Raw genomic sequence first — 17,126 nt, forward strand, 5'->3', positions numbered from 1 at the left:
CCTCATCGTGTGGCGAGCAGGCCCAGGAGGAACGCCCGAAGGTCGTCGTCCAAGTACCAGTCGCCGTTAAACATCGACTGAACAGACCGCGCGAGGGTGTCACCAGTCTCCGGTTGCGTCTGCTGCCGCGACAGGAGACGGCTCAGGGCACTGCGCCGCATACGGCGGGCGCCCGGCTGGCCCGTGTGGGTCTGGGTGAACCAGAAGACCCGCTGAGCGGCATCCAAGTCGTCCAGGTGCTGCGCCAGATGCTGCGCGAGGGCGTGCCCGGCGGTCCCGAGCCCCTCGTCGGCGAGGTCAGCGACCGTGATCCGCTGCCCGTCGGGCTCGTAGCGGCCCGCGTCGCCGTCCACAGCAGTCACACGGCGCGCGGCCGGGGTGTTGAGCCACGGCCGCGGCACGAGGCGCTGCGCGCCCCGTACGGCCCGCTCGGCGTCCGGGGTGCTGTCCGGGCCGAACACGATGCCGGCGTTGTCGCCGGGGCCCATGTCGCGGATCTCGGCGAGCGCGGCCGCGACCGCATCGGGCACCGCAGCGGCGTACCGGGAACGCAGGTTCTCCCACTCCCGACGCGCGGCCGCCGCTTCCATCCGCGCCGCGGCGATCTCCACCTCGAGGTCCGGGTCATCAGGGATGGTGGAACTGGTACGCGCCGCCTGAAGGTTGACCAGGCGCCGCTCGGTGGTGGCCACATAGTCGTCCGCGTGCTGAAGCGTGCCGTGCGGGTCGCCTCCGAAATCGTCGCCGAGAGCGTCAGCGAGACGGCTGGTCACCGCCTGGTCGACGTCGCCGCCCGCCGCCCGCAGGGCAGCCATGTGGCGAAGCCCGGTCAGGCCAGGGCCACCGTCCGCGGCCTGGTCCGGGGACCAGCGGACACGCTCGCTGCGCCCCGGGAGCCGCCCGGCTGCGAGTTGCGCCCACGTCGTGGGCTGCCACCAGGTGACGCGACGCTGCGCCTGGCCGAACCGTCCGGGCTCCGGCAGGAGTCCGGCCCAGTGGGAGACCCGGGCGGCCAGGGACTCGCCATCGGCCTCGGGCAGGTCGAGCGCGCGGTGAAGGCGGGCCAGACGCCGGGACTCCGGCCAGTCACGGACGCGGCGGGCGAGTCGGCCGAGGAACGCGCGCAGTCGAGCCATGCGTTCCTGGGCGTCCCGCCACTTCTCGGCGATCTTCTCGGCTCCGGCCTTCACCAGGAGCGCGATGCGCTTGGCGAGGCGGACGAGCGCCGCGACGATCCGGGCGAGCAGGCCCGGCTGACGGCCGGCCTGCGGCGACGCCGCGGCGACGCGCCGCGCAATCTGGCGGGCGGTGGCCTGCCGGGAGCCATCCATGCGCCGGGTGAGGGCACGGGCGATCCTCTCGGCGTCACCCGGGTCCACGCCCGCGGCCTGGAGCTGCTGCAGCACGGTGTTCACCGCGTCGTCGACGTGTCCCGCGACGGTGCGGTTGACGTCCGCGTCGGCGTCGGTGTCCGGCCCGTTGGGGGCGCCTCCGATCTGGTCGGGGATGAGGCTGAGCAAGTCCCGGGCGCGCGCGGCGAGGTCCTCGTCGCTCTCGTCGGGCAGGGGCTCAAGGTCGTTGATGGTGCGCAGTGCGGCCCGAACCGTCGCGGTGTGGGAGTCCTGCGCTACCGCTCCGAGCGCCATCATGGCGGCGGAGCGCTCGGGACCGGTGACACCAGCGGCATCGAGGGCCGCTCCGGCGTCCTGTCGCGCTGCCGTACGGGCTTCTTGCAGCGCCTCGGGGGTGAGGCGCTGGGCGATCTGCTCACGCAGAGCGTGAATGTCGCCGGGCGGTTCGGTGCCCGCAATGGCCTCGTCGATGATGCGAACGGCAAGGCTACGGGCGTGGTCGCGAATGATCCGATCGGCGTCGGTCTGCGGCGCCGGGTTGGGGTCGCGGGGCGCCCCGGCCGGCGGGAGAGCCGGGGAGTCCGGGCCAGCCGGAACAAGCGCGGTGTTGTCGCCCTCGGGCTGCGGCTCGCCGAGCTGCCACAACGGCATCGCACCGTGGACCACACGCCTGCGCGTACGGCCGTCTTCCCCTTCCAGCAGAAGAGAACGGACTCCGCCGGGACCGTCCTGGACGCCACGAACTCGGTAGACGGTCACACCGTTGCCGCGGCTGTCCGGAATGGCGATGGTGTCGTCTTCGGCGACCTGTGAGGCGTTGGACGGTCGCGGACGGCCGAGTTCAGCCGGGGGTGTCCGGCCAACGGCACGGTCGAGATGATCAGCGGCGCGCAGTGCAGCACGGCCCTCGGGAGTCGACGGGTCTGCCGAGTCGCGGAGCTGCGCGGCGAGTGCGGCCGCCTGCTCCGGGGTGACCGGCAGATCCGAGGTGATACGCACGGCGCCCTGATGGGCGTCCAAGTCATCGTCCGGGCCGTCCGCAAGGTCACCGATGACGTCCCGGTCGCTTGTGGTCAGCTCAGGGTCGACGGTCGGGCCGGTGACCGGCTCGACGCGGCGCGGCGGCTCGTGCACCGTGAGGTCGTCCGGCGTGTCCGGGGCGTCCTCCGGGCCGAGGTCGGGGGCGTTGCCGTCGGCGCCCTGGGCCCGTGGAAGGACCGTGGCGGCGTCGACGTCGATCTGGCCGATCTCGCCCGTGGTGGTGTCGGCATAGTCGATGGTGACCCGGTCGCCGTCCCGCTGGGCGCCGGTGACCGCCACGGTGGTGAGGGTGCCGTCGAGGTCCAGGACCACGACGTCGTCCTCCTTGAGGTCCGCGGCCGCCGGGTCGTCGATGCCGGTCACCGGGGCGGTGGCGGGGTTGGTGTCGTCCCGAACTTCGCCGGCAACGCGGAGGTCTCCGGCGCTGCGGGTGGTGGTGCCCTCAGCGGTGGTGATGGTGACGCGGTCGCCGTTGACTTCGTCGACGGGCCCGAGCAGTGCGCCGTCGGCGTCGGTCACGATGTGGCCGGGGGTGACGCGCTGCCCGGATGCGGTCCAGCCGTCGGGACGGTCGCCGCCGGTCACCGTGAGGGTGGTGGGCGACAGGCCGTCGGCGGTGTCGTCGTTGTCCCAGCGCACAGACACGGTGGTGCTGGTGGCGCCGGTGACGGTGCCTTCCCGGGTGCGCAGCCCGTCAACACCGGTGACGGTGCTGCCCGGGAACAGGCCGCGGCCGTTGCGGTCCGTGGGCACCCTGTCGGGCAGGCTGCCGGTCTGGACGGCGCTCTGGGCGCCGCTGGCCGGAGAGCCGGGCACGGTGTCGTCCGGGGCTTCGGCACGGGCGGCGGTGGCGTTGAGCGGCGTGAAGACGTTGCCGCGCTTGCCGGTGCCGTCCGGGTTCGCCGTGACGTACGTACGCCACATGTGCTCGGTGCGGCCGTTGCGGGTGACCTCCACGCGCACCGGGCCCGTGAAGACGTACCCGGACCGCGTGACGGCGCGCCCGTTCCTCGTCCTGCCGTCCATGCGGACCATGTCGCCGGGCACCAGGTCTGAGACCCGGGCCCAGTTCGCGGGCTGGCCACCTACGGGCTCGGGCTCGCCCTGCGGCTCCTCGGCTGGGACGTCGGGCGTGGCAGGCTCGGGCTCCGCGGGTGCCCTGTCCGGTGTCGGCTCCGGCCGTGTGGCGGGCTCCGGGGTGCTGGTGGGCTCGGCCTGCGGCGTCTCCGCCCGGTCGTTCTGCTCCTCCTCGCCAGGGCGCGGCCGGCGGAAAGCCGTGGGCCGGTCTGGGGTGTTCCGGAAGCCGAAGAAGGGGAACGGGGTCTCCCGCTCCCGCTTCTCCGGGTCCGGGTGATCCGGGTTGACCTCGACTGTCCTGCCCTCGAGGTCCGCCGAGTAGTCCGTCCCGTTCGTGAACGGCCAGGTGCCGGTGCGGTTCATGTGCTGGGCCCGCAGCGGGCCGGTGAGACGACCGCGCTGGCTTATGCGCTCGTCCTGGTCGAGCGCGGAGATGTCGTCGCCCGCCTGAGCGTCGCGGACGTCGACGGGGATGGTGTAGCCGTCAACGTGCTGCTGGGCGCGCCAAGAGTCGTAGTGCTCATCCAACTGCCGCTCACGGTCGAGGTAGAGACGAGCCTTGTCCTGCCAGTGCTTGTGCAGGCCCTCCGCCTCGCCGCGGTCGACGATGCGCTGCGCGACAGCCTCACCGAGGGATTCCCCGTTGGGCCCGCGGAAGGTGCGGGCCTGCTCTGCTGCATCCGGTGCGTCCCAAGGGAAGGGGCGACCGTTCTCGTCACGAACGCCTTCGAGGATGCGCGCATACGCCCTTGCGTCGTCACGGTCGAAGGCACGGGCGACGGGTTCCATCGACCCGGGCGCCATGACGGTCCAGCTCGCCCCGATGTCATCTCTGCCGAGGATGGCCAGGTGTCCGCCCTCAGACAGCTCAAGAGTCGGGTTGTCCGCGTAGTGGTCGCGGAAGCGCTCCTCGGGAACGGACGAGGCGTGGCTTGGCTCGTCGAGTTCACCGCGCCGCCACCGGTCACGAACCTCGTCAACGTTGGCGAAACGTGGAGCGTCCGTGCCCGCTGCTGCATCTGCGTCCGGCGCGGGCGTGCCGCTGGCATTGGGCTCGGGCTCCGTGGTGGCGGTGGGCTCCTCGGGGGCCTCGCCCGCGTCCGTCTGCTGCCGCTGCTCTGCCTCGGCCTGTCGGCGCTGTTCCTCCTCGAAGATCTCCCGGTCCCTGCGGTCGTTGTCGCGGTACTGCAGCTTGAACTGGTTGTAGGTGATCCGGCCGCCGTTGGCGTCGTACCAGTTGATCAGCTCCTCACTGGCGTACTCCCTCCAGCGCCCGAACTTTGCCAGCTCGCCGCCAGAGAACAGCGAGCGCTCGTCGGGACGGTTGTAGCCGTACTTGTGCTTGCGGTTGAAGAAATAGCCGTTCGTCTCCTCGATGGCCTGCTGGTAGCGGGCCTCGTCGAAGTCGGCGAACGCCGCGCGGATGATTTCCTCTTGTGTGCGGCGGGGCCGGGTGACGTCGCTGCCCCCGAAGCCCAGGGCCTCGTCCATGGCCCTGCCGCGGCGTTCCGCCTCTTCGGCGTCGGCCGGCGGTGTGTCCGGGACGGCGTCGCGAACACGTTGGTCGGTGTAGCCGTCGCGGCGGTCCATCTCCTGCATGAGGCGCATCTGGTCTTCGGGGCTGAGGTCGTCGCCCCATGCGTCGACCAGCGCGTCGTCGTCCAGTTCCGTGAGGTCGTCCGGCAGGGCGCGCGGCTTCGGCTCGGTGTCCGCGGTGCGCTGCTGCTCGAAGTCATCGAGGGCAGCGTGGAGGGCGCGCTGCAGGTTGCGGCCCTCGCTGTCGCGCCACTGGGCGACGGTGCTCGGCCCCCACGGCTGGTGCCAGTCGAAGGGCTGTCCGTCGCTGCCGGTGATCTCCTCGAAGCGACTGGCAAGGGCGCGGGCCTCCTCGGGGTTGTCGGTGCGCAGGGTCAGGCCGGGCAGGTTGGTGCCGTTGCGGGCCTGAGCGAACCGCCACAGGGTGGTGCCGTCGTCCTGCGGTTCCGGCCATGTGACCAGCCCACCGCCCGGGGAGAGAACCATGCCTTCCCGCTCGGCGGCCTGCGCGAGGGCGGCGCGCCGCTCGGCGGTGTCCTCAGCCGCGGTGAGACCTTCGCCGTTCCTCCAGGCGCGGCGAAGGGAGTCCACGTCACCGTGGTGGACCGGAGAGCGGCGGTCGCGGCCGTCGGGGGTGTGCCCCTCGCCGTTGCCACCGTTGCCGGTGGCGGCCGGAACGTTGGAGTCGGGCAGGTTCAGGTGCGGCAGGCCGGGCCCGCCGAGGCCACCAGGACCACCGGGGCCACCGTTGCCGCCGTTGCGACGGCGCCGGCGACGCCTACGCCGGTCGCGGTCGTCCTGCTCGTCCTCGTTGTCCTGGTCTTTGGCGTCCGGCTCGTCCTGCTGGTCGTCGGCGTTGTCCGGCGCGTCGGAGCTGTTGCTGTTCTCCTCATCGTCGGACGGGGCGTCAGGGGTGTCGGCTCCGCCCCCGTCAGGGTCGGCGCCGCCGTCGAGGTCGCCGTCACGGCGCTGCCGGCGTTCCTCGTTGCCCTGGTCCTGGTCCTCCTCGGTGTCGCTGTCGCTGGTGTTGTCCGGGACGTTGGTCTCGTTCTCGTCGCGGTTGTTCTCGTCGTCGCGGCGGTCGTTGCTGCCGTCGTCCTCGCCCCGCGCGATCCGGGCGGCGCGGCGGAACCGCTCGGCCGCGCGCTCTCCATCGGGGCCACCCAATTCGTACATCTCCGCGAGGGAGTCGAGCCGGTCGGCGGCGTCACGCAGCTCGGCGTCGGGGTCGTCGGAGTCCGCCGCGCGCCCCATGGCGTCGGTGACGTCGCGGATCTCGGGAAGATCGTCCCCGCCCGCTTCGTCGGTGGCCTGGCGCACCAGGTCGGACATGCGGTCGGTGCGGTCCTTGATGTCGCTTCGGCCGCTGTCCGGGGTGGCCTCCGGCTCGTCGACCGCGGGCTCGTTGACGTCGGGGGTGCCGTCGGTGTCGGGGTTATCGGGAGTGCTGGTCTCGTCGACGTCGGACTCGGAACGCTCGTCCCTGTGGTTGTCGGGGATCTCCTCGTCCGGGTAACGCAGCCTCACCTGGGCGTCGGAGTTGTAGAAGCGCTCCTCACCGTCGTTGGTGACGATGCGGGTACGGCCGCGGCCGGTACGCACCGGCGGCTCGGCCACGGTGTGCGTACGGCCGTCGGCGTCGGTGTACCGGTCGCCCGGCTCCAGGTCGGCGGCGTTCCGCATCTGCGCCGGGCGCAGGTCGCTGGTGTCGCGGCCCTGGGCGGCGGCGAACATGTCCGGTGTGCCGAACTCGTCGGCAGGCCGGTCCTCCGGGTTGTCCGGGTCCGCGGTGCTGTCCGCCTGCCGGGTGGTCGGCTCGTCGACGTCGAAGAGGCCGCCGGGCTCCTCCCTGGTCTGCTTGGGCTTGGGCTCCTGCTTCGGGGCGCGACCGGCGCGGCGGGCCTCTTCTGCTTCGAGAACCTGCAGGCGGGTGCGGTCAACGCCGGACAGTTCCCCGCCGTTGGCCATCTCGCGGCCCATCAGGTCCACGATCTCGTCGCGGATTTCGCCATCGTCCATCGAGGACGGAGCCTTGGACCCCTCGGGGCGTACGGCGTCGAGCTGGTCGGACACCTCGTCCGGAGTCAGGGTGACGGTGTCGTTGCCTTCCTCGCCGTCTGCCTCGCTCTGGTCGGCGCCCTGGTCCTGGTCGTCGTTGCTGTCGTCGCCGAGGTCGCCGGTGCCCGACGGGGTGTCCGCCGGCGGCTCGTCGTCGCCTCCGTCGCCCGCGCTGCCAGCGTCCGGGGTGTTCGTCTCCGCGGTGTCCGGTACGTCGACGTCCGGGGTGGCGTCGGTGAAGTCGCCGTCGTTGCTCTCCCGCTCCGCGCGGCGGCGGCGCAGCTCGACCCCGGCCTCGTCGATGGCCTTGCGGTACGCGCGGTATGCGCGCACCTCGGACGGGTCGGACTCCAGCCCCTCGCCGCCTTCCAGCGTCCACGCCCACTCCAGGAGTGCGCGGTGCACCTCGATGGGGCCCGTCACCTTGAGCGTGCCCTTACGGCCCGGCTTGGCCTCCTTGAGCGCCTTCCGGGTGTCCGGGTCCTCCATGGCCGCGGTCTCGTCGACGTTGAGGAAGTCGACGAGTGCCGCCGGCATGGTCAGCGTGACGAAGTCCTCGGGCTTGTCCCACGCGTACTTGAGCGGTTCGTCGGGCTCCTCCGCGTCCGCGGTGTCCTGGCTCTCCGTGTCGTCAGGTCGGATGCTGGCGAGGGTGTCGCTGACCTCGTCCTGGGAGAGGCGAACGGTGTCGTCGTGCTCCTGGTCGCCGTTCTCGTCGGCGAGATCGCCCGTACTGCTGGCGTTGTCGGGCGCCGCGGTGTTCGTCTCCTCGGGGCCCGATGCGTCGGCGTCCGGGGTCGTGTCGGTGGAGTTGCCGTCACCGTTGTCCGTCTGCGAGGCGTCGTGCGCCGGGGGGTTGGGGGTCAGACGCGCGAGGGTGTCGCGCACCTCGTCCTCGGAGAGGTGAACGGTGTCGTCCCTCTCCGGCTCCGGGTTCTGCTCGTCCCAGCGCTGGAGGTTTGCCAGGGCTTCGTCGACCGCGGCCTGCAGCGGTGCCCGCTCCTCGCGCCTCTCCTTGGCGATCATCTCGCGGTCGTGCTTCTTGTACCGCTTCTTGTCGAGTTCGTCGGGGTCGATCTCGGGCTTGGCGTCGAGGTCGGTGATGCGGGCGACGACCTCCTCGAGCAGGTTGGCCCGTGCGCGCGCGTGGTCGATCTGCGGGGTGAGGTCCGCGGCGGCGTGGGCGGACTGGAGCAAGGCTATTTGCTCGTCCAGCTCGGGGACCTTGGCCCGGTCCGACTCCTGCAGGGCGGGCGCCTTGTCGAGGGCGTTGCCGAGGCGGGTGATCATGCCCGACCCGGCGCCCTTCTTCTGGAGGTCTTCGACCGTGCGCTCAAAGTCGGAGTTCCGGAGGTCCGGGAAGCCGACGTGGGCGACGAGCTTGGCGTCCTCCTTCCTCTCCGTACGGACGCCGAAGTCCAGGCCGCGGAACTGGCCGATGACGTGCCACGGGCTCATGCCCTCGCGGTTGTGGTCCAGGAGCCGGGCGGTCACCTCGCGGTGCAGCGCCTTGCCGGCGTCGGAGCGCTCGCCGTACGGGGAGCCGCCGATGGTCATGGTGAAGCGGTCGCCGGCCTCTTGGATGCGGGGCAGGGCCTGCTCGCGGCGCTGGATACCGTCTCGGGTGGCCTGGGCTTGCTGGCGCAGCTCATCGAGGGCTTCGGCGCGGCGGATTCGCTCGGCGGCCTCGTTGTGCTGGTCGATCTCGAGGTCCTTGAGCGTGCGGCGGGCCTTCATGAGCTGGCTCATGTAGGGGTTGCCGCCGATCTCGGCTTCCATCGTCTCGTAGTCGAACTCGGCGCCGTCGATCTCCTGGACGACGTCGCTGGTGTCGCCGTCCTCCGGCTCGGGCCGCTGGATGTCGACCAGGCCCTCGGCCTTGGCGGCGACGAATCCGGCCTTCCAGCCGTCCATGGAGCCCTTGGTCGCGTAGATGTCGATCTCGACCTCGGGGTTCATGTTGCCGTAGCGCAGGACGCGGCCGTTGCGCTGCTCCATCTGCGCGGCGCCCCAGTCGAGGTCGACGTGCGAGAGGGAGATCATGCGGTCCTGGGCGTTCATGCCCGTGCCCGCGACGGCGCTGGAGCCGATGAGGACCGCGATTTCACCTTCGCGGGCCTTCCGGAACAGCTCCGTCATGTCCTCGGGCTTGCCGGACTTCTTGGCGTCCTGGACGAAGGCGATCTTGTCTTCGGGTATGCCGCCGGCGACCATGAGCCGCTTGAGTTCGGCGTAGGCGTCGAAGCCGCCCTTGTTGTTGCCGCCCGGGACGCCTTCGTTCAGGAAGATCATCTGTAGGGCGCCGCGGACGGGGTGGTTCTCGTCGCTGCCGTACGCGACCTTGTAAACCCGGTCCTTGTTGGCGTGGTACCGCTCGATATGCCGGTCAGCGACGGCCTTGAGCTTGTTACCGGCCGGGGCCTTGGGGTCGATGAGCCGCGGGTCGAGGGCGACGCTGGTGCCCTCGTTGGACACCGCGAGCATGTTGTCCTGGTGGCGGTCGACCTCGCCGTTGTGGATGGCGCGGCCGCGGGCTACGAGCCCCTTGAGACGCTTCTTCTGGTCGGCGGTGGCGTCGACCATGATCAGGTTGGGGGCGTTGCCCTTGAGCTTCGGCCGGGGAATGCCGACGTCGTCGGCGCGCTTGGTGTCCGCGACCAGGCCCCACATGGTCTTCATGGCGCGCTTGTTGTGGAACTCGGAGAAGCGCTCCACGACGCGCAGGCCGGACCCGTCGGGAGCGTTCTCGATGCGCAGGGTCTTGCGGCCGAAGGTGTTGGCCCACAGGTCCGGGGCGCCCGCCTTGTAGGCGTCGAGCACCCACGGCGCCGCGAACTGGAGCATGGTGAACTGCTCGCTGATGCTGTTCGACAGCGGCGTGCCGGTGGCGAGCGTGATCGTGGCGCGGCCGCCGCGGCGGCGGTGCAGGTCGGTGGTCTTCTGGTGCAGGTCGACGCCGCGGATGGACGCGGGGTCGCCGCCGGCCTCCTTGGAGCGGAAGCCGACGCCCTTGTAGCGGTGAGCCTCGTCGACGACGAAGTAGTCGAAGCCGAGGTCATCCCAGTACGTCTCGCCCGGCTTCCGCATGGGCGCGGCGTTCTTGTTGATGTTCCGCTGGACCGTCGCGATGCGCTGCTCGATCTTCGCGACGATGAACGGGTGGTTGGGGTTGTCGGCGTCCTCGTACTGGCGGTCAAGCTGCTCGCGCAGCGCCTCCAGCTCCCGGAACTCGTACTCCTCCTGAGCCTCCGGGCTCATCTTGATGGAGCCGAACGCCTCTTCAGTGAAGATGACCAGGTCCGGCTTGTTGGCGCGCAGCCACTCCAGCGTGCTGGAGCGCCGGTCACTGGCGAGGTCCGCCGAGGTGATCAGGTGGATATCGGCGTTCGGGTACAGGTACCGCGCTTCGTCCGCCCACTGCTTTGCCAGGTGGTTCGGCACCACGGCCATGGGCTTTTCGATTTGCCCGGACGCCTTGAGCGCCTGTGTGCCGATGACGAGCGTTGAGGTCTTACCGAGGCCCACCTCGTGGGCGAGGATCACGCCCCGCTCGAACTGCATCCGGGCGGCTCCGGCGAGCTGCCAGGCGTGCGGGGTCCTGTCGGGCGTGAAGCCTTCCAGGGTGGGCGACATGCCCTCGTACGAACGGACGACGTGCCCGTTCATGATGCGGTTGTAGGACTCGGTGAGGACCGTCAGCCGCTCGGCGTTCGCCGTGGCGTACTTGGCGAACTCCGCCCGCATCTGGTCGGCCTTCTGCCGGATCAGACGGGAGGTCGCCTCGTCGACGTCCTTTCGCTTGTCGTCGTGGTAGACGGTCAGCGATCCGAAGCCGAGGACCGCGCGGGCGATCTCTACGGCGGACTTGCCCTTGGTGCCCTTCTCCGGGTTGGCCGGAACGCCGTACATGACGTTGTTGGCCTCGGGCACGCGGCCGGTGTTGAGAATCCAGCCGTACCGGTCATCGTGCGCAACACGCAGGGTCCGGTCGCCCAGGTACTCGCGCAGGAAGCCCTGCAGCAGCTCCGGAGGCGTCCAGTGCGCGCCCATCTCGGGCGTGAACTGGCCGATGGTCCGCTCCGGCGGCTGTACGGCCTCCAGCGCGGCCACGTTGACCGCGTACGCCGGGTCCTTCTCCGCGGCCTTGCGGGCGGCGTCGAGCTTGTCGCGGACGGCACCAGACAGGTAGGCGCTGGCCAGCTCGAGGCGGCCGGTAGCCGGGTTGGTGAAGACCTCGTTGCCAAGGCGCTTCAACGCCTCCTGCGGGTCGACGTCGAGGAGGCGCGCGACTTCCCCGAGGTCCACTTCGCCGTGCGCGGCGACGACCGCGGCCAGGGCCGCCTTCGGGTCGTCGGTCGACGTCAACTGACGCCGACGGGCCGCGGCGCGCTCGGTGAAGATGCGGGAGAGGACCGGCTCACCGGTCTTGGCGTCCCACCGTTCCAGGGCGAGGACGGCCGCGGCATCCGGGTCGGCGCGGAAGTAACCCCACGCTGTCGGGCGGCCGTTCTTGGTGCGGTGCTGGCCGGGCTTGGACAGCGGCCCGTACTGCTCGACGTAGGCGGCGTGCAGGTCGCGGAGCTGGGCGCGGAGGGCGTCGGCGCGCTCCTCCTCGTCGTTCTTGCGGTCCAGCTCGCGCAGTTCGGCGGCGACGTCGCGGAGCTGCATGAGGTCGCGGAGCTGGGCGGTGTTGCCGTCGGCGGGGTCGATGAGGACCGGCTCAGCGCCGTTGACGTGCTGGTAGAACTGGCCGTCGTCGCCCTCGTAGAGGCGGCCGGTCCAGTCGTTGGCGTGCTTCTCCCGGGCGGTCTGCAGGTGGACCGGGGGCCGGTCGTCGCCGTCGGGGTGCGGCTCGTAGCCGCGGCCGTCGGCCTTCGCCTTCTCAGCGATGTCCTCGAGCGCCTTGCGGAGCTGTTCGGCGGCCTTGGCGGGGTCGCCCTTGACGGTGACCTCCGGTCCGTACGGGCCGGACTGGGTGGTCAGCGTGCCGAGGATGTGCTCGGGGTGCTCGTCGAAGTAGGCGTTGATGTGGTGCGGGGTGCCGTTGAGGTCCCGTTCGGGGGCGTCCAGCCATGAGGTGTCGGCCGGCTCGGTGCCGTCCTCACGGCGTCGGAACACGAGCACGTCGGTGGTGACCCCGGTGCCGGCGTCGTTGAAGACGCCGGAGGGCAGGCGGACGGCACCCACCAGGTCGCCGTACTTGGCCATCTGGCGGCGGGCCTTGTCGCCCTTGGAGTCGAGCGTCTGCCGGGAGGTGATGACGGCTGTGATGCCGCCCGGACGGACGAGGGCGATCTCCTTGGTGACGAACCCGTTGTGCAGGCTCTCCGCCGGGTACCGCTTGTCATCGAACGGGACGCGGGCGAAGGGGACGTTGCCGATCGCCGCGTCGAAGGTCCCCGGCCGGGCGTCGGTCTCCGCGAAGGACTCGTTCAGGACGTTGGCGTGCGGGTAGATCGCCTGAGCGATCCGGGCCGTGGTCGGGTCGAGCTCCACACCGGTCAGGCGCGCGCCGTCGGGGGCGACGCCGAAGAACGTGCCCGCGCCGGAACCGGCTTCGAGGACGTCGCCGCGGTCGAACCCGAAGGCGCGCAGGCCATCCCACATCGCCTCGGCGATGGGCTGCGGCGTGTAGTGCATGGACAGCACGCCGCGGGACGCCTGCCGGAACTCAACCGGCGTCAGAACGCGCTGCAGCTCGCCGCGGATGTCGCTGTACTCGGACCACCGCTCGTGGTCCTTGGCGAACTTGCCGTACCGGGTGCCGCCCTGCTGGTAGCGCGGTTCCTTCTCGTTCGGCTCGCTGGCGAAGATGATCGGCACCGAACCCCACCCAGACCAGCGGGCGAGGATGCGCTTCTCCTCGTCGGTGGCCGGCCGGTTCTCTGCCTCCAGCTTCTTGAGGACCTTGATGGCCTCGACGTTGGCGGCCGCACGCGCGCGTGCGCCCTTTGGCGCGTCGGCCGGGTCCGGCCGGAACCGCGCTACGCGTCGTACATCGCGTCCCTGATCTCCTGCAGGTGCTGCTCCATCGGCGTCTGCTCGGGCGCCTTCTCCGCCTCCGGCTCCGGCTCGGGCAGAAGCTCCCTCAGAACCATCGCCGTCGCGTCCGCCCTGATCTGCTTGAGCCGGCCGACCCTCTCGTCGTAGCCCTCCGGCTCCGGCACCGTCTCCTCCAGCGCCTGCTCCGCGACCAGAATCCGGCTCTCGATCTCCCTGGCCTTCGTCTCCACGAACGCCTCCGGATCGTCCATCGCCGCCCACTCCTGCGGCCGGTACGTCCGCCAGTGATCCCGGACCGTCGGACTGAACATGTTCATCGTCGTCGCCTCCCAGCGCTGCACGGAGCGCGGCCTGCTGTGCCTCGATCTCCTCGCGGGAGATGACCTTCTGGTCGTCGTTCCCGCCATTCTTGCGGACTGCCTCACGGGCTGACTCAATCGCGTGCAGCGCCACGTTGATGGACGCGAGTCGCGTCTTGGCCTTCGCCCGGTCCGACTTGTCCGCGTCGCGGTCCGCGGCCTGCACGGACATGTCCCGCGACAGTTCTTCCGTCACCCGGTGCAGCTCCGCGAGGAGACCCTCGGGAATGACCAAGTTCCGGCCCTTGATGTGGTGGCCCTTCTTGTTGCTGGGCACCAGCGGGTTCACGCCGTCGTCCCAGCCGTACCGGTCCCGGAACAGGTGGAAGAGATACTGGCGTTCCTCGGATGCCCTGGAGAGCCGGTCGCCGAGGCGGGCCGTCTGGTACAGCTCGACGAACATCTTCGGGACGAACACGCGCCGCTCACGGCCCCAGGTGCGCTCACCGCGGGTGTCCGGGTCTTGGTCGTAGGCGCGGACCATCGCGGCCAGGGCAACGGCTCGCGAGGGGTACGACGTGTTGCCGTGGCCCCAGGAGTTCTTGCCCCAGGTCCAGCCGATCTCTCGGCGGTCGCGCCCGTAGCCGACGTTCTGGTTGTAGTCGATGTAGCCGTACCCGGCGCCGCCGTCGATGCTGATTTGCCCGTTGGAGTCGGGGTTGTCGATGCGGGCGAGGAGTTGCTCGACCTCGGGGGTGGTGGCCCGGCGGTTCAGCTCGGCCTCGATGGCGGCCATGCGTGCCTCGCGGGCCGCCTTGACGTCGTCAGCCTCGTAGTTCGAGCGGCCGCGGCGCAGTTCGGTGTACTCGTCGAGCAGCTTCTTGGAGTCGACGGCGTCGGGGGTGTCCCGGTCCGTGATGGCCCGCTTCTCCCGTTCGCGCCGCTCCTGCTTGATGTCCTCCAGGCGGCCCTCGAGGACGCGCTGAGCCTCCGGGGACGCCTTGCGGAAGTCCCGCTTGATGAGTTCGTTGTATTCCTCGGACAGGGCTTCGTCGTCGAGGTCAGCGACCGGCGGCCGGTCGGCGATCTGCTCGGCGCGGCGGCGCTGTTGCTCACCGACGATGGCGTCGTGCCGCTTCTGCAGGGCCTGGCGTACGGTCTGCTCGGCCTCGTGGTCGTCGCCGGCGGCCTGGTGCAGGGTGACCCGGTGGGCGACGGCGCCGCGGGCCTTGGCGAGGTCCTCTTCGGCCATCGTGGTCAGGTCGGTGTTCTCGTCGGATAGAGCCTGGGAGCGGCGGCGGCGCTCGCTGTAGATGGCGCGCTCGACGTCGTTCGCGGTCTCGCCCCTGCGGGAGCCGTACGTGCCGCGTTCCTGCTGCGACTCCTTGACGCGGGCCTCGATGTCGGCGTCGCTGAGCTGGGTGGCGTCGCGGGCCGCGGCTTCGTCCCGCTCCTTGCGCCGGCGCTTCTGCTCCTCGGTGATCAGGTCGATCTCGCTGTCGATGCGCCGACGGTTGGCCTCGGAGCGGGAGGTGCGGTACTTCGTGTACCGCTCGTTCTTCATCTGGTTCAGCCGGGTGTCGGTGGCGTCGCTGATCTCGCGGCGCAGCGCGGCGGTTTCGTCGCCTCTGTCCCCGGGTGCGTCGGGGGTGCCCTGGCTGGTCTCGTCGGTGACGTGGACGTTGCGGCCCTGGCGGGCGAGATTGCTCAGGACCTCCGAGATGCGTTCGTCCCGGGTGGCGTCGGTCATGTTCGCCTGGGTCTGCCAGGAGCCGACGGGGCCCATCGTCGGAGCCCACTTCACGGCCTTGACCTTGCCGACCGCGTCGTAGTCCCGCTGGTCGCCCTTGATGGTGCCGCGGAACACCATGACGCGCTTGGCGGGCTTGCCGTCCTTGCCCGGCTTCATCACCCACGCCGCGGTGACGCGGTCCCGCTTCTGCGGGTTCTGCGCGGCGAGGTGGAGGCGGGCCATGACCTGGGCGCCCTGCCTGGGGTACTGCGGGACGGGGACAACGACGCCGTTGATCGTGGCCTTCGGTGGGTAGCCGCGCTCGCTGGTGGCGGCGACCTGCCCGTCGGGGCCGTACAGGGTGATCGCGCCGCCGTCGTTGGCGTAGTGGTAGCCGTCGACGCCGTCGACAGGCTGTGCGCCGTCCGGGAGTGCCGGTGTGGGCTCCGGCTGGGCCTCCGGCTGCTGAGGGGCGTCGGGGGCGTTCGGGGCCTGGGGCGCGGCTGCCGGGGCGTTCTGGCCAGCGGGGGCTCCACCGCCCTGTTCCTGCTGCAGCTTGGCGAGGGCCTCGTCGACGACCTCGCGGAAGGACTTGTTGTCCTCGGACCGCCACTTGCTCACGGTGACGTGGGAGAGGTCCAGCGGCTTGCCGTCCTCGCCCTTGATGTTGGAGGCGACGAGGAAGCGGCCGAAGCGCTGTGCTTCCTGCTGGGTCTCGAAGCGGGGGTGCAGGGTGAAGCCGCTGCCGGTGGCGACGAGTTGCCAATTGCCGTCTCCGTCCCGGTGGGTGACGAGCTGGCCCCGACCGACGAGCTTGAGGCGGTCGTCGGCGATGAGGCTGTCCAGCTTCTGCAGCGCGGCGCGGGAGGTGGGGTCGGTGTGCTGGCTCAGGCGCTCTCGGATGCCCTGCCAGTGCGTGCGGACGTCCTGCAGGGTGGCGAACCGTCGCCCGTCCGCGGCCGGGGCCGACGGGGTGGCCGGGTTGGTGGTCGGCGCGGGAGTGGCGTCGAACTCCTTGCGGGCTCGGATGATGGCGCCCTGGATGTTCTCGCCCTTGGTGGAGCGCCAGTCGCGGGCGGCGCGGTCCAGTTGCGGGTCGGAGAAGTCGAACGGCTGGCCGAACTTGGTGATCTGCCCGTTGACGGCGGTCTTGTCGAGGTGTTCGGCGAACCGGGCGGCGTCCTGCGGTGTGTCGAAGTCACCGGCGCCGTCCATGCGCTGTCCGGTGCCGGTGGCCGTCAGGTACCAGCGGCCGTTGTCGTCGCGGAGGATCGCGAAGCGGCCGTTCGGGGTCACCTGCAGGTCGTCGTCCTGGGCGACCGATCGCAGGAAGGTGGCCATCTCCGGCTTGGTGCCGGGCTGCTGGGCGAGCTGCGTGAAGTGGCGGCGGACGGCCGCGGTGTCGGCGTACCGGGCTCCGGCTGCGTTCTGCTGGTTGGGAAGCGCGTCGAGGTTGACGGGGTGGGCGCCGTCTTCCGGCTCGTCCTGGTCGTCCTCGTGGTCCGGGCCGTTGCCCTCGTCGTCTCCGATCGGGCGGCCCTGGTCGTCGACGTCGTGGGGGTCGTTGGGGGTGTCCGGGTCGCCGTCGTCGTCCCGGGCAACGCCGTTGCCGCGGCGTGGGTCCTCGTGCCGACGCTCGTCCTCGGCGACGACCTTGTTCTCGTCCTCGGTGGGCGCGGTGCCGTCGGGACGGGCGACCATCGTCACCCACTTGGCACTCGTGGTGTGCCGGCGTCCCCGGAACTCGTTGGGGCCGCTCTGGTCCTGGACGAGGACGCGGTCGTGCGGAAGGGCGCGCACGACTCGCGCGAGCTTGCCGCCCCAGAGCCTGACCGTTCCACCCGTCTCGATGAAGCGGCCCTTGCTGTCGCGGGGGTGCAGGGCAGGGTTCCACGGCCGACGCGTGACCTTGACCTCGAGGTCGCGATTCAGGTCCTGCGACTCAGCCTGTGCAGTGGGGCGATTCAGCATGCCGCGGACCATGCAGAGCGCGGGTGCTTAGCGTCGCGCGCTGGGCATGGTGCGGCT

1 protein-coding gene is annotated in these 17,126 nt (G+C 70.9%); it reads right to left on the bottom strand.

The window, feature by feature from the left end:
- Positions 1 to 2: 2 nt before the first annotated feature.
- Positions 3 to 17,069 carry a hypothetical protein gene (locus tag ACZ4RZ_RS38215; protein ID WP_467751717.1) on the bottom strand — a complete coding sequence of 5,689 codons (17,067 nt, stop codon included), beginning with the start codon at positions 17,067 to 17,069 and terminating at the stop codon, positions 3 to 5.
- Positions 17,070 to 17,126 lie beyond the last annotated feature (57 nt).

This window comes from Streptomyces sp. NPDC027189, assembly GCF_055566975.1.